Source organism: uncultured Pelagimonas sp. (assembly GCF_947498515.1).
Taxonomy (GTDB): domain Bacteria; phylum Pseudomonadota; class Alphaproteobacteria; order Rhodobacterales; family Rhodobacteraceae; genus Pelagimonas.
Map to the genome: position 1 here is coordinate 258,217 of NZ_CANMKO010000003.1, position 20,315 is coordinate 278,531.

Annotated in this window: 17 protein-coding genes; 10 read left to right on the forward strand and 7 right to left on the reverse strand. The window is 54.6% G+C overall.

The genetic code is table 11. The features are described from left to right. Window positions 1-21: 21 nt before the first annotated feature. Window positions 22-3,483 (forward strand): transcription-repair coupling factor, encoded by a 3,462-nt coding sequence (mfd, locus tag Q1A43_RS07650; protein WP_299933909.1) that lies wholly within the window; start codon window positions 22-24, stop codon window positions 3,481-3,483. A 16-nt stretch (window positions 3,484-3,499) separates the two neighbouring features. Here mfd and Q1A43_RS07655 read toward each other — a convergent pair whose 3' ends face one another. The 4 genes from Q1A43_RS07655 to Q1A43_RS07670 form a co-directional block, all read right to left on the reverse strand. Beyond that, window positions 3,500-4,264: a helix-turn-helix domain-containing protein gene (locus Q1A43_RS07655; RefSeq protein WP_299933911.1), complete on the reverse strand. Its 765-nt coding sequence runs from the start codon at window positions 4,262-4,264 to the stop codon at window positions 3,500-3,502. Between the two features lie 161 nt (window positions 4,265-4,425). Then, window positions 4,426-5,487: a dihydropteroate synthase gene (locus Q1A43_RS07660; protein ID WP_299933913.1), complete on the reverse strand. Its 1,062-nt coding sequence runs from the start codon at window positions 5,485-5,487 to the stop codon at window positions 4,426-4,428. Between the two features lie 3 nt (window positions 5,488-5,490). Further along, on the reverse strand, window positions 5,491-6,429 hold the full coding sequence (locus tag Q1A43_RS07665; protein WP_299933915.1) for a methylenetetrahydrofolate reductase: 939 nt from the start codon (window positions 6,427-6,429) through the stop codon (window positions 5,491-5,493). Between the two features lie 29 nt (window positions 6,430-6,458). Continuing rightward, window positions 6,459-6,755, reverse strand: a complete 297-nt coding sequence (locus Q1A43_RS07670; protein ID WP_299928420.1) for a virulence factor — start codon at window positions 6,753-6,755, stop codon at window positions 6,459-6,461. Window positions 6,756-6,993: 238 nt separating this feature from the next. Between Q1A43_RS07670 and Q1A43_RS07675 the strand changes: the two genes are divergently transcribed. From Q1A43_RS07675 to Q1A43_RS07695, 5 genes are all read left to right on the forward strand, one after another. Beyond that, window positions 6,994-7,701, forward strand: coding sequence for a sulfotransferase family 2 domain-containing protein (locus tag Q1A43_RS07675; protein WP_299933917.1), 708 nt, complete (start codon window positions 6,994-6,996; stop codon window positions 7,699-7,701). 30 nt (window positions 7,702-7,731) lie between these two features. Continuing rightward, the gene (locus Q1A43_RS07680) at window positions 7,732-8,844 is read left to right on the forward strand and encodes a Ppx/GppA phosphatase family protein (protein WP_299928414.1); all 1,113 of its coding nucleotides are present in this window, start codon (window positions 7,732-7,734) and stop codon (window positions 8,842-8,844) included. Window positions 8,845-8,899: 55 nt separating this feature from the next. Continuing rightward, the gene (locus Q1A43_RS07685; protein ID WP_299928412.1) at window positions 8,900-9,610 is read left to right on the forward strand and encodes an RlmE family RNA methyltransferase; all 711 of its coding nucleotides are present in this window, start codon (window positions 8,900-8,902) and stop codon (window positions 9,608-9,610) included. Between the two features lie 353 nt (window positions 9,611-9,963). Beyond that, on the forward strand, window positions 9,964-10,446 hold the full coding sequence (locus tag Q1A43_RS07690; RefSeq protein ID WP_299933919.1) for a lipocalin: 483 nt from the start codon (window positions 9,964-9,966) through the stop codon (window positions 10,444-10,446). Between the two features lie 22 nt (window positions 10,447-10,468). After that, the gene (locus Q1A43_RS07695) at window positions 10,469-11,872 is read left to right on the forward strand and encodes a carnitine 3-dehydrogenase (RefSeq protein ID WP_299933921.1); all 1,404 of its coding nucleotides are present in this window, start codon (window positions 10,469-10,471) and stop codon (window positions 11,870-11,872) included. Between the two features lie 3 nt (window positions 11,873-11,875). Here the strand turns inward: Q1A43_RS07695 and Q1A43_RS07700 are convergent, their stop codons facing one another. Beyond that, window positions 11,876-12,625, reverse strand: coding sequence for a hypothetical protein (locus Q1A43_RS07700; protein WP_299933923.1), 750 nt, complete (start codon window positions 12,623-12,625; stop codon window positions 11,876-11,878). 122 nt (window positions 12,626-12,747) lie between these two features. Here Q1A43_RS07700 and Q1A43_RS07705 point away from each other — a divergent pair, with 122 nt between their 5' ends. Then, window positions 12,748-13,623, forward strand: a complete 876-nt coding sequence (locus tag Q1A43_RS07705) for a glycosyltransferase family 2 protein (RefSeq protein ID WP_299928401.1) — start codon at window positions 12,748-12,750, stop codon at window positions 13,621-13,623. Window positions 13,624-13,626: 3 nt separating this feature from the next. Here Q1A43_RS07705 and Q1A43_RS07710 read toward each other — a convergent pair whose 3' ends face one another. Both Q1A43_RS07710 and Q1A43_RS07715 read right to left on the reverse strand, forming a co-directional pair. Continuing rightward, on the reverse strand, window positions 13,627-14,160 hold the full coding sequence (locus tag Q1A43_RS07710) for a hypothetical protein (protein ID WP_299928399.1): 534 nt from the start codon (window positions 14,158-14,160) through the stop codon (window positions 13,627-13,629). Window positions 14,161-14,390: 230 nt separating this feature from the next. After that, window positions 14,391-15,761: a M20/M25/M40 family metallo-hydrolase gene (locus tag Q1A43_RS07715; RefSeq protein WP_299933925.1), complete on the reverse strand. Its 1,371-nt coding sequence runs from the start codon at window positions 15,759-15,761 to the stop codon at window positions 14,391-14,393. Window positions 15,762-16,050: 289 nt separating this feature from the next. Here Q1A43_RS07715 and hemA point away from each other — a divergent pair, with 289 nt between their 5' ends. The 3 genes from hemA (at window position 16,051) to ispG (ending at window position 20,299) form a co-directional block, all read left to right on the forward strand. Continuing rightward, window positions 16,051-17,274, forward strand: coding sequence for a 5-aminolevulinate synthase (gene hemA, locus Q1A43_RS07720; protein WP_299928393.1), 1,224 nt, complete (start codon window positions 16,051-16,053; stop codon window positions 17,272-17,274). A gap of 123 nt (window positions 17,275-17,397) precedes the next feature. After that, window positions 17,398-19,068 carry a helix-turn-helix domain-containing protein gene (locus Q1A43_RS07725; protein WP_299933927.1) on the forward strand — a complete coding sequence of 557 codons (1,671 nt, stop codon included), beginning with the start codon at window positions 17,398-17,400 and terminating at the stop codon, window positions 19,066-19,068. 103 nt (window positions 19,069-19,171) lie between these two features. After that, window positions 19,172-20,299: a flavodoxin-dependent (E)-4-hydroxy-3-methylbut-2-enyl-diphosphate synthase gene (ispG, locus tag Q1A43_RS07730; RefSeq protein WP_299933929.1), complete on the forward strand. Its 1,128-nt coding sequence runs from the start codon at window positions 19,172-19,174 to the stop codon at window positions 20,297-20,299. The last annotated feature ends 16 nt before the right edge of the window (window positions 20,300-20,315 follow it).

Genomic DNA, 20,315 nt, shown 5'->3' on the forward strand with positions numbered 1-20,315 from the left:
GCCGAAAGGCATTCGGTCCATATGGTTGACACACATGTATTAATGGGCGGCGCCCCCGAAGGGTTTGATGCCCGTCTGGTTCTGGATGAAATGGCACGCGCCTCTGGGCCGGTCATTCATATCGCACGCGATGACAAACGGCTGGCGTCTATGCGTGACGCTCTGGCGTTCTTGGCCCCAGATGTCCCTGTTGTAAGCTTTCCGGGCTGGGATTGTTTACCTTTTGATCGTGTGTCGCCCAACGCGGATATTTCTGCTGCTCGTATGGCGGCATTGGCTGGCTTCCTGCACGGAATGCCAAGCCAATACATTCTGTTAACCACCTTATCCGCGGCAATGCAGCGTGTTCCGGCGCGTGATGTCTTGCGCGAAGCGGCCTTTGTTGCGCGGGTTGATTCCCGCGTCGACGAAGAGGCCCTGCGCGGTTTCCTTGTTCGCATGGGCTTTAGTCAGGCCCCGACGGTGACAGAACCCGGTGACTACGCCATTCGTGGCGGTATCGTTGATATTTTTCCACCCGGAGAAGGCGGGCCAGTTCGGCTTGATTTCTTTGGTGATGTTCTGGACGGGGCGCGCCGCTTTGATCCGGCCACACAGCGCACCACCGAAAAGCTGGACATGGTTGAACTTGCTCCTGTGTCCGAAGTCATTCTGGACGAGGCCGCGATCACGCGGTTCCGTCAGAATTACCGCATCGAATTTGGTGCCTCGGTCAAAGACGATCCGCTCTACGAGGCGGTCAGTGCCGGGCGCAAACATCAAGGCATTGAACATTGGTTGCCGTTTTTCCACGAGCGGTTGGAAACCCTCTTTGATTACCTGCCTGGTGTGCCGCTTTTACTCGATGATCAGATGACTCCGTCGCGCCTGTCGCGCTGGGAAAGTATCGAAGATCAATACGAAACACGGGCGCATGCGCTGACCCAGAAAAAGACAATGGGCAGTGTTTACAAACCCGTGCCGCCCGGATTGTTGTACTTGGACGATACCGCCTGGGAAGTCGCCATTGAGGGGCGGCGCGTGGTGCAATTTCACCCGCTCCCACAAGCTTCTGGCCCCGGTGTTGTTGATGCGGGCGGGCGTATTGGGCGCAATTTCGCACCAGAGCGCCAACAGGAAAACATAAGCCTTTTCGGCTCATTGGCCGATCATGTTAAGGCCCGAATGGCGAATGGTCCGGTGCTCATCGCCTCCTATTCCGAAGGCGCGCGCGAACGTCTAACCGGCTTGATCGAAGATGAAGGGCTGGCCGAGGCCATTCCGGTTGCCAATGGCACACGCGTTGGTAAACGCGGTCTCCATCTGGCGGTTTGGTCGCTTGAGGCTGGCTTTGTTGCGCCATGGGATGGCCAAGAAATCACGGTTATTTCTGAGCAAGATGTTCTGGGTGATCGTCTGATCCGCGCGCCGCGCAAACGCCGCAAGGCCGAAAATTTCCTCACTGAAACCCAAAGTCTTAGCCCCGGAAATTTGGTGGTCCACGTCGACCACGGGATTGGTCGCTACCTTGGGCTTGAGGTCATTACAGCCGCCGGTGCGGCGCATGAATGCATCAGTCTGGAATATGCCGAAGATTCCAAGCTTTATTTGCCGGTCGAAAACATCGAACTGCTGAGCAAATATGGTCATGACGAAGGGTTCTTGGACAAGCTGGGTGGTGGGGCTTGGCAGGCCAAAAAGGCCCGACTTAAAGAACGCATTCGCGAGATGGCCGACAAGCTGATCCGCATTGCTGCGGAACGGGCCTTGCGCAAAGCCCCGGTGATGGACCCACCGGCTGGGGCCAACGAAAGCTTTGCGGCGCGTTTTCCATATCAGGAAACAGATGATCAGTTAAACGCCATCAAAGACGTGATGGAGGACATGCATTCGGGCCAACCGATGGACCGATTGATTTGTGGCGATGTTGGATTTGGCAAAACCGAAGTTGCCATGCGCGCGGCATTTGTGGCCGCCATGTCGGGTGTACAGGTCGCGGTGATTGCCCCGACAACCCTGTTGGCGCGTCAACACTACAAGTCATTTGCGGACCGATTTAGGGGCTTTCCTTTACAGGTCGCGCCATTATCGCGCTTTGTCGGCACGAAAGAGGCCACTTTGACCCGCGAAGGGATTTCGCGCGGGACCGTCGATATTGCCATTGGGACTCATGCGCTTTTGGCCAAGGGAGTCCGGTTTGAGCGGTTGGGTCTTTTGATTATTGACGAGGAACAGCACTTTGGCGTTCAGCACAAGGAACGCCTCAAGCAACTGCGTTCCGACATTCATGTTCTGACCCTGACCGCAACACCTATCCCGCGCACGTTGCAGCTTTCTCTGACCGGGGTGCGCGATCTGTCGATCATCGGAACGCCGCCCGTCGATCGCCTTGCGATCCGCACCTATGTATCGGAATTTGATGCGGTAACCGTGCGCGAAGCACTGCTACGTGAACACTATCGCGGTGGTCAGTCTTTCTATGTGGTGCCCCGCATTGCCGACCTTCCCGAGATCGAGGAATTCCTCAAAGAGCAGATGCCAGAGATTTCCTACGTTGTTGCCCATGGCCAAATGGCAGCTGGGGAACTTGATGACCGTATGAATGCCTTTTACGACGGTAAATACGACGTGTTGTTGGCCACAACGATTGTTGAATCCGGCCTCGATATTCCGACGGCCAACACCATGATTGTGCACCGAGCCGATATGTTTGGCCTTAGCCAGCTATACCAAATCCGGGGCCGTGTCGGGCGTTCGAAAACTCGGGCCTATTGCTATCTAACGACTAAACCCCGCGCCAAACTGACGGCAACTGCCGAGAAGCGTTTGCGGGTCCTAGGGTCGATTGACACTTTGGGCGCTGGCTTTAGCCTCGCCTCGCAAGACCTTGATATCAGGGGCGCGGGTAACCTTTTGGGCGAAGAGCAATCCGGCCAGATGCGTGATGTTGGGTATGAGCTATATCAGTCCATGCTTGAAGAAGCGATTGCCAAGATCAAGTCCGGCAAGATGGAAGGTTTGACGGACGATGATGGCCAATGGGCGCCGCAAATCAATTTGGGTGTCCCGGTTCTCATCCCAGAAGATTACGTGCCCGACCTCGATGTGCGCTTAGGATTGTACCGTCGATTGTCCTCGCTCAGCACCAAGGTTGAGTTGGAAGGTTTCGCCGCGGAACTCATTGACCGCTTTGGGAAATTGCCGCGCGAGGTCAACACGTTGATGCTTGTGGTGCGGATCAAAGCCATGTGCAAACGTGCCGGTATTGCCAAATTGGATGGCGGTCCCAAGGGGGCAACCGTGCAGTTTCACAACGATAAATTCGCGCGACCTGAAGGGTTGGTTGAATTTATGCGCGCGCAAGGGGATCTGGCCAAGATCAAGGACAACAAGATCATCATCCGGCGCGATTGGCGCAGTGATGCGGACAAGATCAAAGGGGCCTTTGCCATTGCCCGCGATCTGGCCGAAGCGGCGGGCAAGATTAAGAAGCGCGCTAAGTGATTGGAAAGGAACCTGACTAGGTCGCAAGACTTTCCAAAAATAGGCGCGTTTCCTCGTCTGCGGGGAACATCAGCTCGATTTTTAAATCCGACAAGGTGACTTCTTCTGCACTGCCAAATTGGGCCAGGGTGCTAAATAACGACAGGCGTGTTGGACCCGCCCGAAATATCGTTGGCGTTACGGGCGGCAAAGGAACCGGGGGCTCATAGGCCTTGATCGTTGGGTCATGGGCCAACAATTCAGCGGCTTGATCGAGTTCTGCGATACCACCGGCCTCGGCGCTTTCAGCACGCAAGCGCATTGTGATATGGTGTCCAAATTCGGGCCAATTTTCAACAGCTTCTGGGCCGACATTGGTTTCCAAAAGTAACTGAATCATGCTTTGTCCGACGGTCAAACCGATGCCAGAAAACAGTATTTCTGCAGGTTTGTTCATTTGAGTGATACGCCAAAGCCGATCCATCACTACGGCTGGGTATGGAGCATGGCGGTCCAACATCCGATCAATGGCCTGAGAAAAGGGCGCAAGAGCAACCGCTTCGCGTTTCAAATCGGGGTAGACTGGGGCAAAGCCAGCTGCGACCAAGAGGCGATTGCGAGCAGGGCGTGGCATGTTCAGCGTTTCGGACAACCGGAGGATCATGCCGCGGCTTGGTCGCGCGCGTCCGGTTTCCAAGAATGACAGGTGCCGCGCCGATATTCCGCATTCGGTGGCCAAGGCCAGCTGGGACAAGCGGCGTGTCGTGCGCCAGGTTTTCAAATCGTCTGCAAAATGGGTCATTGGGCCACAATAGCAGAGATTTAACGCAAATCACTTACCTATGAGGTAAGTGTTCCGTGATCAAATGGGCCGACAAGACCGATCAGCTTATCCACGATGGGGGCAGGATGGGCCGTCAACGTTTTGATAAAACGCCCGCCGGTGAGGGCGGGCGTTTGAAGTTAACCGCGACGGCGACGACGGCCGCCTCGGCCTCCGCTTTCACCTGGTGCTTTGTTGAATTTGATCCAAGCAGCCCCGCCTTCGTCATTGTTTGTGAGGAAGTTCGCGGCGCGAATGGCTTCCATCTCTTTGCCTGCTTTGGCCGTGGTGCTCCCCAAACCGAACAATTTGCAAAAGGCCTCATCATCTAAGTCGGCGGGCAAAACGATTCCGGCGGCTTCGACTTCTGCTTTCTTTTCAGCAAGCTTTTTGGGGCCGACGGGCAGGGCGATTGGGTTCATGATCGCCGATGTCATGCCTGCGCCCATTGCCATGGGCAAAAACGCGTTGTTGATGCCGTGGCGGTTGGGCAATCCAAAGGAGATGTTTGACGCACCGCAAGTGGTGTTTACGCCCAGTTCCTCGCGCAAGCGCCGCACAAGGGTAAAGACCTGCAGCCCAGCAGTACCCATTGCGCCAATGGGCATAACCAGTGGATCAACAACGATATCATGGGCAGGAATGCCAAAATCAGCGGCGCGTTCAACGATCTTTTTGGCCACGGCGAAACGCACATCCGGGTCTTCGGAAATGCCGGTATCGTCGTTGGAAATCGCCACAACTGGAACGTTGTATTTTTTGACCAGCGGTAGAACCAGTTCAAGGCGCTCTTCTTCACCGGTGACGGAATTCAGCAACGGACGCCCTTCGGCGGCGGCAAGGCCAGCTTCAAGCGCACCCGGTACTGAACTATCAATGCACAGCGGACAATCGGTGACGGCCTGCACCTTTTCGATCAAGGCCTTCATCAAATCGGGTTCGACAAAGTTGTTATCCGCATAGCGTGGATCTTCGGCCATTTTGTTCGAAAAGACGGCACCAGAGTTAATATCGAGCACCGTGGCCCCGGCAGCAACCTGAGCAATGGCATCGGCTTCAACCCGTGAAAAATCGCCGGCCTCAAGTTCGGTGTTCAGGATTTTACGGCCTGTTGGGTTGATCCGTTCGCCGATCACACAGAAGGGCTGATCAAAACCGATGATCGCGGTTTTGCTTTTGGATTCAATGATAGTACGGGTCATACTTTATCCTTGGATAGGCGCTACGGGCGCGGCCGCAGGGCCGCCGTTATTGATGGCCCAATTGGCGTTGGTTTTGATGCCGCCAAGTGGGAAGAAATGCACGCGTTCGATGTTGAAATCGGGATTTGCGGCTTTGTGCGCTGCCAGCTTGGTCAATACGTCCATTGGTTCGTAGGGCAAGAGTAGCTTGGATACATCCATGGCACGTTTTTGCAAAACCTTGAGCGACGGGCCAACGCCACAGGCGATGGCGAACTTGATCAGAGTTTGCAATTTGGCCGGGCCTGCAATGCCAATATGAATTGGAATATCAATACCTTCTGAGGCGAGACGATCGGCCCACGCGATGATCGGATCGGCATCAAAGGCAAACTGTGTCGCCAAGGCCATATCTGCATCCGAGGTTTCATTGAACCTCTGCTTCCAGCGCAGCGCGTCCATCACAGCGTCATCGCCGCCATTTGGATCAATGTCTTTGTTGCCCTCGGGGTGGCCAGCGACGTGCAGACGTTTGAATCCCGCCTTATCGAACAAACCGGTTTCCAGCAATTGCATCGAGCTGTGGAAATCACCGTGGGGCTGGGCAACACCGCCTGCCAAAAGCAGGGCCTGCTCAACTCCGGCTTCGCCTTGATACATGGCGATCCAGTTTCCCAGGGTCGCCTTGTCATTGATAATACGTGCCGGGAAATGCGGCATGACAGTGTAGCCTTGGTCAGCTAAACGTTTGGCCGTCGCAACCATTTCAGCGATTGGAGTGCCTTCGATATGGGCGATGTAAACGCGTGTATCGGCGGGCAAAAGCGCGCGGAAATCATCGATTTTGCCAGCGGTGCGCGGCATGACCTCGATAGAATATCCCTCGAGAAAGGCCTCTAGATCAGCGTTGCGCTGTCCGGTTTGCGTCGCGTCGTCGCGTTTGCGGAAATTCAGCAGAGCCATGATGGCCTCCCTCAGCTTCATGGCGGGACTTATGCCCAACCATCATTTGCGATCAGCGTCTTAAGACGCTCTTGGTCGTACTCGGTGTCCAATCGTGTGGCTTCTGTTGCGGCCACTTCGGTTTGATCACCGTCCTGAGATCCAGAGGGAACTTTGCGCCATTCTGCCAGATATGCGTCGGTATCGATTTGACCGCCTTTCATGGCGGCGCGATCAATCGCCTGTTCAAAGCGTTCGGGCAATTGCACCTTGGCGGCGCGTCGCCCTTTGCCCACGATCACTTGGGCGGGAATGTCACGCCAATAGACGATCGTGATATCTGGCATTTTGCTGATTCCTCTTGGTCCTCTTAGAACCTTTAGCTGTGAGAAGGTGGCGTTCGTTGTCGAATTTCGACTTGTGCCAATCCATGAGCGACAGGGTAGGGCCTATGCAAAGATTGTTAAACCTCTTGGGATCGTATAAGTTTTCAGGATAAACATGAGGCACATTAACCTTGTCGCCAAACTCTCGCCCCAAACTGGGAATATGAAGAAGAGAGACAAGGATAGGGGGCGCAGGCCAATGGTCATCGCAGTTGACGCACATAAGCTGGCCTATATGGCCCTGCCCAAGGCCGGGTGTTCCTCGGTCAAGGAAGCGTTGGCGCGGCTGGACCCATCGGTTAACTTGCCCGCCGAAAAGGATGTTACCCTATATACATGGCATGACATTTACCCGACGGCTCGGTTTCGGCCGCACCGTTTCGAAGAATTTGGCGATTATTGGCGGTTCTGCGTGGTGCGTGACCCGATCAAACGGTTGCTGTCGGTCTATACCAACCGCGTGTTGCAATTCGGGGATTTGAGAAACAGCATCAAATTGCGCGATGGTCGCGATTGGTTGCCCAATGTGCCGCGCGAGCCAAGCCCAGATGAGTTCTTTCAAAATTTGGAAGTCTACAAACAAGCGGCCTCAAGCGTGAAACACCACGCAATTGAAGCCTGGCTTTTTGTTGGGCGCGATTTGAACGCCTATAACAAGGTCTATAAAACCGAAGACTTGGGGCGGCTGGCTTATGATCTCAGCTTGTTGACCCGCCAACATGTTGACATGCCGCGCCGCAACACGTCCGAGACCAAGCTTTCGATTGATGATTTGGACGGCAAAACGATCGACGCCATTCGCCCGTTTCTTGAGGGCGAATATGATTTCTTGTCAGAGTTTTACGAGAATCCTTTGGGTCCACGGCGTCATGCGTCTTGCGCGATGCCGATCCGCCGCGTATCGTAAACTCAAGTTGAAATCGGAGGGCGCAAAGTTATGGCGCCCAAGCGTCCCAAGGCTGCGGGCGCTTTCCCGAAACCGGTCGAGAGCACCGCGCCATTACGGCCAGACCCCAATGCGCTTTATGCTGCCTTGGATCTGGGCACGAATAGTTGTCGCATGTTGGTTGCCCAACCCAAGGGCAGTCAGTTTCATGTGATTGATAGTTTCTCAAAATCTGTCCAGCTGGGGCAGGGGCTTGAGAAATATGGTCGACTAAGCCGCGCCTCAATGGGGCGAACGGTGTCGGCTCTTAGGGTGTGCCGTCAGAAAATTGAACGCCACGGGGTGACCCGTATGCGCCTTGTGGCGACCGAAGCCTGCCGTCGGGCCGGTAATGGTGGCGAGTTCATGCATCAGGTCCGCCGCGAAACCGGTTTGCCCCTTGAGATTATTGAACCGGAGGAAGAAGCGCGTCTCGCAGTGATCTCCTGTGCGCCACTGGTGTCGACAAAAACCGAACAATTGCTTGTTGTTGATATCGGCGGTGGGTCCACTGAACTGGTCTGGATTGACCTTAGTTCGGTTCCGGCCCGCGATCGTCCGCGCGCTATTATGCGTCTTCATGCAGGGTTTCATCCGCCAGATAGCCCGTTTCCGACGGCCAAAGTCGTCGATTGGATCAGCGTGCCGTTGGGCGTTGCGACCCTGCGCGATCAATTTTCCGATGTGTCCGATGATGCCGCGCGTTACGCCTTGATGAGCTGGTTCTTTGAGGAACAGTTGGCGGATTTTGCCCCCTATGCAGATGAGCAAACTCGTGAAGGTTTTCAAATTGTTGGCACATCAGGGACGGTGACCACTGTTGCCGCCTCGCATCTCGGGTTGCGCCGCTATGACCGCACCAAGGTCGACGGTTTGCGCATGACCTCGGATCAGATTGAGGCGGTCATCCGACGCTATCTTGATTTGGGGCCAACCGGTCGGCGGCGCGATCCGCGCATTGGCCCGGATCGGCAGGCATTAATCATGTCTGGGTCTGCGATTTTACAAGCGTTGTTGCGGGTTTGGCCCACAGATCGCCTAAGCGTTGCGGATAGGGGATTGCGCGAAGGCTTGCTTTACGCGCAGATGTCCGCTGATGGGGTTTTGGAAGACGGACCTTTGTGATAGATGCCGCTTTTCGGCGAATATTGATCCGCGCAATCCGCAAGAGGCAGAAATCATGGCCAAGTCACCTAAAAACGCATCCGGGCGCGGCCAGCGCGACCTCAAGGTCAAAGTCAAAACCGCACGCGGGCGCAAGCTTTCGTCGACGCTCTGGTTGCAACGCCAGTTGAATGACCCCTATGTCAAACGCGCTCAGGCAGATGGATACCGTGGTCGTGCGGCTTATAAGATACTGGAATTAGACGATAAGTTTCGATTTTTGGTTCCAGGTGCCCGTGTTGTAGATTTGGGTTGTGCACCGGGCGGCTGGTGTCAGGTTGCGGCTCGTCGTGTGAATGCTTTGGGTGAAAAACCTGGCAAAGCAGTTGGCACAATTTTGGGCATCGACCTTCAAGAGGTTGACCCTGTGTCCGGGTGTGAAATCCACCAATTGGATTTCATGGAAGACGATGCCGATGACAAAGTCAAAGGTTGGCTTGGAGGTAAGGCTGATGTTGTCATGTCCGACATGGCGGCATCGGCTTCTGGCCACAAGCAAACGGATCACTTGCGCATCATGGCGCTTTGCGAGGCTGCGGCCTATCTTGCCTTTGATGTCCTCGAAGAGGGCGGCACCTTTGTTGCAAAGGTTCTTGCCGGTGGTGCCGAAGGATCGCTTCAACAGGTTTTAAAGCAACGGTTCACCAAGGTCGCCCATGTCAAACCCCCGGCCAGCCGCTCGGATTCGTCGGAAAAATTCGTCGTTGCTACAGGGTTCCGCGGCTAAACGCCTTCTATTGGGGCGGTCGCTTAACGAACGATGGGCAAGGTCCAATAAACGCTCAGCTTTTTTCGCACTGAGCGTTTGATTGACGTTGGTTTTTTCCTGCGGCAAACCTTGCTCAAACAGGTCGAATAGGCGTGAAAAACGGCTGTCGGGTTTTGTCCCGGACAGCAGCGATTTATCATGAAGCATTGGCAGTCGCTCCGGATCGATTGGTATTGCAGATGGCTTCACCCTGTTGGCCAAATGAGGCAGGTTTTGGACATCGCGACGCCTTAGGCATGACGCGAGTCGTATTGGGCATGGATTTGAGCGCTTTTTGGGGCGTACCCTGTGCCAAACCAAGGGAACGTTGAATGGCAACGGTAACTTCATCACGTGTTTTCAAGTGCTTATCGGCGGCCTTTCTGGCGATGACGATGGCTTGCACACCGGTAACCATGTTGCCAGAAACTCAGATTCCATTGCGAAATCCAACAGCCCCAGTCGCATCACAAGCGGATGTGACTCTCGAACGTTTGGCGGGCGATTGGATCGTTGTTCAATCTTCAATGGATGTCGCCGAAAGAACAGTGACGGTCAAAGGGGCGATATTTGGTTTTGGTGCGACCGCATTACCCTTTCAGCCAATCGGAAAAGGGCGGTTTTTACTTGGTGACGAGGAAATCTGGGTCCATTGGCTTGATATCAATAACCGAACTGCGGTGTTGGGCGAACCCGGGGGACGGCGGGTTTGGATCATGGATAAAACTGGCCATCCTGGCGAACGCTTGAATGCCGCACACGAAATTTTGGAGTGGTACGGGTATGACCTGAGCCGCGTGAAAGATCTTCGATAGAGTACGAACAGGGAGAAGCAACATGGCAAAAGTTGCCGCGATTATTGGTGGTGGCGTGATTGGTGGCGGTTGGGCTGCGCGCTTTGCTTTGATGGGGTGGTCGGTCAAGGTTTTTGACCCAGACCCAGAAGCAGAGCGCAAGATAGGCGAGGTTGTGGCCAATGCGCAACGCACTTTGCCGATGCTGTACGAAGCGCCAATGCCGAAACGTGGAACGATAACGTTTCATGACTCGATTGCAGAGACAGTGAGCGGCGCATCCTATATTCAAGAGAGCGTTCCTGAGCGTTTGGATCTTAAACAAAAGGTCTATGCCGAACTACAGGCCCATTGTGAAACTGATGCAATTTTGGCCTCCTCGACAAGCGGGTTTAAGCCATCGGAATTGCAAGACGGGGCCGTGCGCCCGGAACAAATTCTAGTCGCGCATCCGTTTAACCCGGTCTACCTGATCCCTTTGGTCGAACTGGTGCCCGGTACGAATGCCGCGCCGCAGGTTGTTGAAAAAGCGTCTGAAATTTTGACCGAGATCGGGATGTATCCTCTCCATGTCAAGGCCGAGATTGACGCTCATATTGCCGATCGGTTTCTAGAGGCCGTCTGGCGCGAGGCGCTTTGGCTGGTCAAGGATGGGATTGCCACGACCGAGGAAATTGACGACGCGATCCGTTATGGATTTGGGTTGCGGTGGGCGCAAATGGGGCTTTTCGAAACTTATCGCGTGGCAGGCGGCGAAGCGGGCATGAAGCATTTCATGGCTCAATTCGGCCCCGCACTGAAATGGCCATGGACCAAATTGATGGATGTGCCCGAGTTCAACGACGAACTCGTTGATCTGATTGCTGGGCAATCGGATGCGCAGTCGGGGCATATGTCGATCCGGCAATTGGAGCAGTTGCGCGACAACAATCTGGTGTCCATTTTACGTGCCCTCAAAGGCCAGAATGCCGCCGCAGGCAAGTTGATTGCCGACCATGATGCGGCCCTGCGCGGGCCATTGGCGGATGAAACACCTTTGATCACGGTGCGCCGGATCGTTCCGGTGGATTGGACGGACGTTAACGGTCATATGAACGAAGGCCGATATGGTCAGATTTTCAGCGACGCGTCTGAAGAGTTGATGTTTCATGTCGGCGCGGATCGCGATTATATCGCCGCGGGAAATAGCTATTTCACCGCCGAAACCAACATTCGCTACATCATGGAAACCCATGCGGGCGAAGAGGTTTATGTTGAAACACGGGTTGCGCAGGGCGAAGGGAAAAAGCTTCGCCTAATGCATGAGATGAAACGGACGCGCGATGGAACGTTGCTTGCGAGTTGCAATCAGTTCTTGCTTCATGTCTCGCTGGAAACGCGCAAGTCTTGTCCACCTCTGCCAAATGTGTTGGCGGCTGTTGAGGCACTGGCGGCGAAACACGCGTGAGGCCTAGCGATAATCAAAGCCCAGAGCGGTTTCCTGCTCTGGGTCGATTTGGCTACGTAGAAACGCCAGATCATCATCAGAAAGAGACTTCGGCGTTTCTTGCCTAGGCTCAACTGCGGCCAAAAACTTGGAGCCAAGCCGTTTGACCACAGGGCGATAGTCCATGTCCCATTCTGGAACGTTTAAATCTTGGTGTAGCGTTTTCAAAAACAGTTCAGGGGCGGATTGAACGGCATCGAGACGACAAAACACCAACGTACACCCCCGATTGTAGAAGGACAAAAGCCCCTGCAATTTGGCGCGACGCAAAGCAAAGAGGTTGGTGAATGGTTTGCCCGTTAGGGGGTGGCGATCATGTTGGAGCGGCTGGCCTTCCCCACCCAAGGATTTGACCTGCGGAAAGTAACGTTTGCGATCAGCAATCGTCGCCCATTCCGAGCGAATGAAATAGGCAAAGGGCAGGGCCTGCATCACAGGTGGGCAATGCCAAGGTTTGGCGTGCATGGAGAGCGCCCAAGCGCGTGCGTCGCGGACAACACAAACAATTGCAGTATCAGACGGGATCGCCGTCATATGTGGAAACCCGTGTTTCCAACCCAAATCCTCAATCGGTTGCAAATGCGAATTGCGCCCGATGAGACGTTTGACAAAATTGGTCCCGGAAGACCGCTCTCCAAAAACCTGAACTCGTTTGGGTGGTTCTAATCCGGGTTGGATGTGCCAACCGATGCTGCGCAATTGCTCGGGGTACATAGGCTGTGTCCTATTTGGTGTTTTGCCGGTCACGTTAATCGCTCTTGGTAAAGAATGCGATTCTCAGAGTGGAATGGATCGGCTATTGTTGCGTGAAAACAAAAGACAAAGAGGCTTAGCAGATGCAAACGGTGGCGGCCGCCCTGACAATGGTGCGTGATGACGCGTTTTTCCTCAAAGCCTGGCTACGCCACTATGGCGAAATGTTTGGCCGCGAGAATTGCTATATCGTCAATCATGGACGCGGCGAAGAGGTCGCCAAACTTGCAGAGGGCTGCAATATCATTGGCATACCCGGCGATCCTCATCCAAACTTTGACATGAAGCGCTGGCGGATGCTCAACAATTTTGTGCAAGGGCTTCGGTGTTATTACGACCATGTGGTCGTGGGGGATGTGGATGAGCTTGTTGTTGTTGACCCTAGCGATGGGCGTGATTTGCTTGGCTATCTCAAGGACCAGAGCAAGCGCCAAATGATCACGCCGCTTGGGCTAGAGGTCATTCACCGGATCGATCAAGAGCCCGAGGTGATCACAGAACATATCCTTGGACCGCGTCGCCACGTGCGTCTTGCGCCGCATTACTCCAAACCTTGTATCGTAAGCCATGGCGCGAAAATTGCGCGGGGTGGGCATTTTACCCAATACGACAAACTGAATGCACCCGATGAATTGTATTTGTTTCATCTGAAATTCTGCGATTTTTCGGAATATGCCTCGGTGATGAACGCGCGCAATCAAGTGACACAGGACGTTGGTGTCAGTATCCAAGACGCCTCAATCGGGCGCCATTGGTTTGCCGAAGCTCGAGGCGAGGATAGGGCGGTTTTCGACGCCTTTGCCGAGTTGAAAATGCAAGATGACTTTGATTTGGGATGGGTGCGCAAACGCATGCATCGCAGTTGGGAGCCGCGTGGCGAAACCGGGTTTTACCATTTTAAACGGCCCAGCTACGACGCCCAGTTCATTTTGCCAGAGCGGTTTAACGGCGTGATCTAACGGTCAATTGCCGTTGGAAGACACAAAAGACACTTGCGAGAGATCAACCTCGGGCATTTCAATATCCATCGACGCGCTGGCGCTTTGGATGAAGGCCTGAGAGTTTTCGTCCATCATTTGGAACCCGGCTTGCCAGACCTCAGGTGGGGTGTAGATCATAACAAGTGCGACACTGCACCCGATCAACAATCCACCGGAGTTTGTGCGCCGTGCGCCGTTTTGAAAAAGAAACCGAAACACATGTGTGCCCAGCATGATGAAGGATACGGCAATGAGCGAGGCGAGGCCGGCCATAATCCAATCATGATACTGCGGATCAATGGCCCCTTGGCGAAGCGAAGCTTCGATGACCGGACGGTTGGTTGATAGCGACACAATCAAATACGCCCAACCGAACCCCAAAAGCGTAGCGCCAATGGGGCGGGTTTTCCGAGCATCCTGGTTGACGCAATTCCCCGTGCGGTAGAAATGCGGATCAACGCGCCGGATACGGTGCCGAAAATCACGATGGGTCAATTTACTAGTCGTACGCAACATGAGAGCTTTGTACTTCATGAATTTGGCAAAGCTGCGAAGAAATACGGCAGAAAGGCCTTATTCGGGGTGTCTAAATCGTTAGAATTGAATGTGACGCTAGGGAAGGTGGGGCAATTAGGGGACATTGCCCAAGGCGACGGCATTTGTAGCGTCGGGCGTAACCCTCGGTTAACCAAAACCAAGTGCGAATTCGAATCGCCCTGGATTTGGTCACCGTGGGCATCAGAGGTTTAGGTTATGGCGTCCAAAATACGCGCCCAAGACCGAATGCCTTTGTGAAAGCTTTCGACGTCGTATTTTTCATTGGGTGAATGGAGTTGGTCATCGTCTTTGCCCCAACCAACCAACATTGCATCCATCCCGAGAATGCCATTGAAATGACCCGCAACTGGGATTGAACCACCACAGCCCGCAAATGCCGCCTCATGACCCCATTCGGCCCCAAGCGCGGCGCGGGATTGTTCAAAGGCTGGGTGCGCCGTTGACATTTGACCGGCGGCCGAGGCCCCATGACCGTTGAACTCAACCGTCACATCCGCGGGCAACTGGGCTTTGACCCAGGCGCGGAAACTGTCGCGGATGGTATGTGGGTCTTGTTGACCAACGAGGCGAAAGCTGACTTTGGCGTGCGCCTGAGCGGGGAGCACGGTTTTGAAACCGTCGCCGGTATAGCCCCCCCAAATGCCGTTTACATCGGCGGTGGGGCGCGACCAGATCATTTCGATCGGGCTGCGATCTTGTTCTCCGGCTGGAACGGACAGGCCGACATCCCCCAAGAATTCGCTGTGATCGAACTCAAGTGCTTTCCATTGATCCGCAATTTCGGCGGGCAGTTCGGGGACACCGACATAGAAATTCGGAACCTGAATGCGACCATTGTCATCATGTAGATTGGCAAGAATGCCAGACAGCACCCGGATCGGGTTCATCGCCAGACCACCGAACATGCCGGAATGCAGGTCTTTGTTGGCTGCGGTGATTGTCATTTCTTCGCCCAAGAGGCCGCGCAACTGGGTGATGATCGCCGGAACCCGCGATTCGAAAAGGCCGGTGTCACAGATAAAAGCCAGATCAGCTTTCAGCTCGTCTTTGTTTTCTTCAAGGAATGGAACCAGAGACGGCGAGCCGCTTTCTTCTTCTCCTTCGAAGAAAAACGTGATTCGGCAGGGCATCTTTCCATGCTCGGCTTTCCAAGCCCGACAGGCTTCGACGAAAGTCATAAGCTGACCTTTGTCATCCGAAGACCCGCGTCCGCGAATAACTTTGCCCTTAGCCGTGTCTTCGATTTGAGGGTCAAACGGATCGTTGTCCCACAGATCAAGCGGGTCGACCGGTTGCACATCATAGTGACCGTAAAACAGGATATGCGGACCGTCCCCCTCGACATGTCCAACCACCATCGGGTGGCCCGGTGTTTCGCGTGATTGCGCGTCAACACCTAGCCCTTTGAGATCAGCGACAAGCCAGTCTGCGGCCTTGCTACATTGGGTTTTACAGGCCGGATCGGTGGAAATCGACTGAATGCGCAACAACTCCATCAGGCGATCAATGGCATTGGGAAGATCATCGTCGATCCGTGACAGAACAGCGTCGAGAGACATCGGGGTTTGCTCCTTGTTGGGTATCTTGCCGCGACCCTATCAGAGGCCAAGGAACTGTCCAGCAGATGCAGCCGTGTTTCCGATAGGAGACGAAGGGTGGGGTTTGCCGGACTGGGACGCGTGATATGCTTGACGTAAATCAAGGATGCGACCACTGGTCCCCGCGTAAACCGTAGACATAAAGATGCGCGGACGATATTCATTCGTGAAATTGAATGCAGAACTAAACTGCTACGGGCTGTTGCCGCGCTTAGGCCCTGACAAGAAGATGACAAGAAGGAGGTCACCGGTGAACTACACCGCGAAACTCGACGAAGCCCTAAACCGTCTTCACGAAGAAGGCCGGTACCGTACCTTCATTGATATCGAGCGTAAGAACGGGAACTTCCCGCATGCGACTTGGACCAAACCCGATGGCAGCGAGCAGCCGATCACCGTTTGGTGCGGCAATGACTATCTTGGCATGGGGCAACATCCCGTTGTTCTAGAAGCCATGCACGAAGCCTTGGACGCGACCGGTGCGGGCTCAGGCGGCACACGTAATATTTCCGGCACCACGGTTTACCACAAAGCGTTGGAAGCCGAAGTCGCCGACCTGCACGGCAAAGAAGCGGCCTTGTTGTTCAACAGCGCTTATGTGGCCAATGATGCAACTCTGTCGACGCTGCCAAAACTGTTCCCCGGTTTGATCATCTATTCGGATGAGCTTAACCATGCCTCGATGATCGAAGGTATTCGCCGCAACGGTGGGGCGAAACGGGTGTTCCGTCACAATGACGTTGAGCATCTGCGCGAGTTGATGATGGCAGACGATCCCAAGGCTCCAAAACTGATTGCTTTTGAATCGGTCTATTCGATGGACGGCGATTTTGGCCCCATCGAAGCCCTTTGTGATCTGGCCGATGAATTTGGCGCGCTGACCTATATCGACGAAGTGCACGCCGTTGGCATGTATGGCCCTCGCGGGGCCGGCGTCGCCGAACGTGATCGTTTGATGCATCGTCTTGATATTATCAATGCAACCTTGGCCAAGGCCTATGGTGTCGTTGGTGGCTACATCGCCGCCAGTGCGAAAATGTGTGATGCCGTACGTTCTTATGCGCCGGGTTTCATCTTCTCTAGCTCAATGCCACCGGCCGTTGCTGCGGGCGCGGCTGCGTCGGTTCGCTTCCTCAAGCATGACCGGTCGTTGCGTGAACAGCACCAAACACAGGCTAAGATTCTCAAGACCCGTCTCAAAGGGTTGGGCATGCCGATTATCGATCACGGAAGCCATATCGTGCCGGTGATTGTGGGCAATCCTGTGCACACCAAAAAGCTTTCCGATATGCTTTTGGATGGCTACGGAATCTATGTTCAGCCGATCAATTTCCCAACCGTGCCACGCGGAACCGAGCGTTTGCGCTTTACACCGTCTCCTGTGCATGGCCCCGATGAAATGGACAAGCTGGTGCACGCTATGGACGAGTTGTGGAGCCACTGTGCGCTGAATCGCGCCGAATTGGCCGGGTAACCTGTGGAAATCCTGTCATAACAGTTGCGATATGGTAATGTGATCGTAATAAGTGGGCGACTCGAATCGGGTTGCCCATAACGGGCAGGCGTGAAACGGAACTAGGTTAATGGGGCAGTCTGGATGATCGGGCGCAAATCCCACGATAAACCGGAGCAGGTTGAAGAGGCTCCGCAAAGCTTTGATGATTTTGCCTTGCAATTGGGCGATCTCATGCGGGGCGAGCGGGCGACTCTTGGTAAATCCTTGCTCGATGTTCAGCGTGAGCTGCGCATCAAAGCCAGCTATATCGCCGCCATTGAAAACTGTGATCCATCAGCCTTTGATACGCCGGGCTTTATTGCTGGCTACGTGCGCTCCTATGCACGCTATCTGGGAATGGACCCTGACGAAGCCTTTGACGCGTTTTGCGCCGAAAGCGGTTTCTCGGTTGCCCACGGCATGTCCGACAGGGCCTCTGTTGTCAAAAAATCCGAAGAGAGCGCGTTGCGGCCCCGGGTGCGTGATCCTCTTGCCGAACCCAATATGCCTTTTGCACCGGTTGGAGATTCCGTTCTGTCGCGAATTGAACCCGGTGCGATTGGATCTTCCTTAGTGCTTGTCGCCCTGATGGTTGGTATTGGGTATGGCGGTTGGACCGTTCTACAAGAAGTCCAACGTGTTCAAGTGACGCCGGTTGATCAAACCCCCGTTGTGTTGAGCGAACTAGACCCTATTGATGCGGCTGGAACTGCGCGACCTGCGCCTGTTGTACCTACCTCCGAAGGTCCGACAATCGTTTCCGCAACTCCGGATGGGGCAGGGGTATTTACCCCGCCGACGACCGAGGCGTTTGACCGTTTGTACCGCCCGCAGGCTTTGGATGTGCCTGTGCTGGTGGCCCGTGATGCGCCGATTTCCACGTTGGACCCCGAAAGCGTCGGCGTGTTTTCCGATATCGCCCGCTCTGACCTTCCACAGGTTCAAGACAGCAGCCTAGCTGCCGCCGCTTTGGCCGAAGGTTTGGCCCAAGAACCCGGTCAAACCCCTGTTGGTGTTGGGCAATTACCCGCCTTTGATGCGCGAGGTGTGACCGTTGTTGCCGCACGCCCAGCTTGGGTTCAGGTTAAAGACGAAGCTGGCTCGGTTCTATATTCCGGCATTTTGAACGCTGGTGACACCTATGTAGTTCCTAAGAATGCAGCGACACCAAGCATGCAGATTGGTGAATCTGGTGCCGTGTACTTTGCGGTCAATGGTACAAGCTACGGTCCCGCGGGGCCAAATGGCTCAGTGACCGAAGGCGTGTCTTTAGTAGCTCAAGATTTGACAACCCGTTACAGCCCGGTTCAAGCCGGATCTGATGCGGATTTGGAAACGGTTTTGGTTGAGCTGGATTTGAAATCTCGTCCGCTCACTCCTTCCGCGCCGGTCGCTCTCGCTGCGGCAACGCCAAGCATTCCAAAGGTTTTGGCCGACCCATTGCCGGGCATAACCATCGTCGCAACGCGTGAAGCGTGGATTTTGGTCAAATCGCCCTCCGGGTCCCGCATCCACGAGACGATCCTGAAACCGGGTCAGTCATACCGCGTTCCGCAAACCGAACAGCCACCCACCATTCGTACCGGTGATGCGGGGGCGATTTATTTCGCGGTTAACGGTCAAACTTACGGGCCTTACGGTGGCAATGGTGCGATTGCCGACAATCTCGCCCTATCGGCCAGCAATGTGTCGCAGAACATGGCGGTTGCTGACCTGACCCAGAACCCAACGCTTGCCAAAGTGGTGGCTGAGCTGAGCTTGTCGCAAGACTAACGCCTTCAAAACATCAATGACGCAGGTGCAACGCTGGTCTTAGGGGATCATGCGCATTATGTATCTGTTCAAGATTTGCTTTGTTCCAATTAGGACCGAACTTATGAGCCTCAATCACATCCGCCCGTGGCGCAATATTTACCGTCGTACATCCCGTCAGATTATGGTGGGAAACGTACCCGTCGGCGGGGACGCCCCGATTTCGGTTCAGACCATGACCAATACGGTAACCACTGATATTGCAGGAACAATTTCTCAGATTCAGGCGGCAGCCGAGGCCGGTGCGGACATTGTGCGCGTGTCGGTTCCCGACGAAGACAGCGCGCGAGCCCTCAAAGAAATTGTGCGCGAAAGCCCGGTTCCGATTGTCGCGGACATTCACTTTCACTACCGGCGTGGTATCGAAGCTGCCGAAGCCGGCGCGGCGTGTTTGCGGATCAATCCGGGCAATATCGGCTCAGCGACGCGGGTCAAAGAAGTCATCCAAGCCGCGCGCGATCACAATTGTTCGATCCGGATTGGCGTGAACGCCGGGTCGTTGGAAAAACATCTGTTGGAGAAATACGGGGAACCGTGTCCGGATGCGATGGTCGAAAGCGGCATGGATCATATCAAAATCCTACAAGATCATGATTTTCATGAGTTTAAGATCAGTGTGAAGGCGTCCGATGTCTTTATGGCCGCTGCCGCTTATCAACAGTTGGCCGAGCAAACGGATGCACCTATTCACCTTGGAATTACTGAGGCCGGGGGGCTAACATCCGGGACGATTAAATCGGCGATCGGGATGGGCAACCTCTTGTGGATGGGGATCGGCGATACAATCCGGGTGAGCCTGTCCGCCGATCCGGTCGAAGAGGTCAAGGTTGGTTATGAAATCCTGAAATCCCTCGGGCTGCGTCATCGCGGTGTGAACATTATTTCCTGCCCTAGCTGCGCGCGGCAGGGGTTTGACGTGATCAAAACCGTTGAAACGCTTGAGAAACGCCTAGAGCATATCAAAACCCCGATGAGCCTTAGCATTATTGGCTGCGTTGTGAATGGTCCGGGTGAGGCGTTGATGACCGATGTTGGTTTCACCGGCGGTGGGGCCGGGAGCGGCATGGTCTATTTGGCCGGTAAAGCCAGCCATAAAATGAGCAACGACCAGATGGTCGAACATATCATCGAAGAAGTTGAAAAACGTGCAGCGGACTTGGATGCACAAGCGGCGCAGGATGCCGCCGAGTAGTTCGAGTTTAACGCGA

Coding starts and splice junctions, on each gene's coding strand:
- Q1A43_RS07705 (WP_299928401.1), top strand. CDS start 12,748: ATGCAAACGGTGGCGGCCGCCCTGACAATGGTGCGTGATGACGCGTTT.
- Q1A43_RS07655 (WP_299933911.1), bottom strand. CDS start 4,264: ATGACCCATTTTGCAGACGATTTGAAAACCTGGCGCACGACACGCCGC.
- mfd (WP_299933909.1), top strand. CDS start 22: ATGGTTGACACACATGTATTAATGGGCGGCGCCCCCGAAGGGTTTGAT.
- Q1A43_RS07675 (WP_299933917.1), top strand. CDS start 6,994: ATGGTCATCGCAGTTGACGCACATAAGCTGGCCTATATGGCCCTGCCC.
- Q1A43_RS07710 (WP_299928399.1), bottom strand. CDS start 14,160: ATGTTGCGTACGACTAGTAAATTGACCCATCGTGATTTTCGGCACCGT.
- Q1A43_RS07725 (WP_299933927.1), top strand. CDS start 17,398: ATGATCGGGCGCAAATCCCACGATAAACCGGAGCAGGTTGAAGAGGCT.
- ispG (WP_299933929.1), top strand. CDS start 19,172: ATGAGCCTCAATCACATCCGCCCGTGGCGCAATATTTACCGTCGTACA.
- Q1A43_RS07670 (WP_299928420.1), bottom strand. CDS start 6,755: ATGCCAGATATCACGATCGTCTATTGGCGTGACATTCCCGCCCAAGTG.
- Q1A43_RS07695 (WP_299933921.1), top strand. CDS start 10,469: ATGGCAAAAGTTGCCGCGATTATTGGTGGTGGCGTGATTGGTGGCGGT.
- Q1A43_RS07685 (WP_299928412.1), top strand. CDS start 8,900: ATGGCCAAGTCACCTAAAAACGCATCCGGGCGCGGCCAGCGCGACCTC.
- Q1A43_RS07690 (WP_299933919.1), top strand. CDS start 9,964: ATGGCAACGGTAACTTCATCACGTGTTTTCAAGTGCTTATCGGCGGCC.
- Q1A43_RS07680 (WP_299928414.1), top strand. CDS start 7,732: ATGGCGCCCAAGCGTCCCAAGGCTGCGGGCGCTTTCCCGAAACCGGTC.
- Q1A43_RS07700 (WP_299933923.1), bottom strand. CDS start 12,625: ATGTACCCCGAGCAATTGCGCAGCATCGGTTGGCACATCCAACCCGGA.
- Q1A43_RS07665 (WP_299933915.1), bottom strand. CDS start 6,429: ATGGCTCTGCTGAATTTCCGCAAACGCGACGACGCGACGCAAACCGGA.
- Q1A43_RS07715 (WP_299933925.1), bottom strand. CDS start 15,761: ATGTCTCTCGACGCTGTTCTGTCACGGATCGACGATGATCTTCCCAAT.
- Q1A43_RS07660 (WP_299933913.1), bottom strand. CDS start 5,487: ATGACCCGTACTATCATTGAATCCAAAAGCAAAACCGCGATCATCGGT.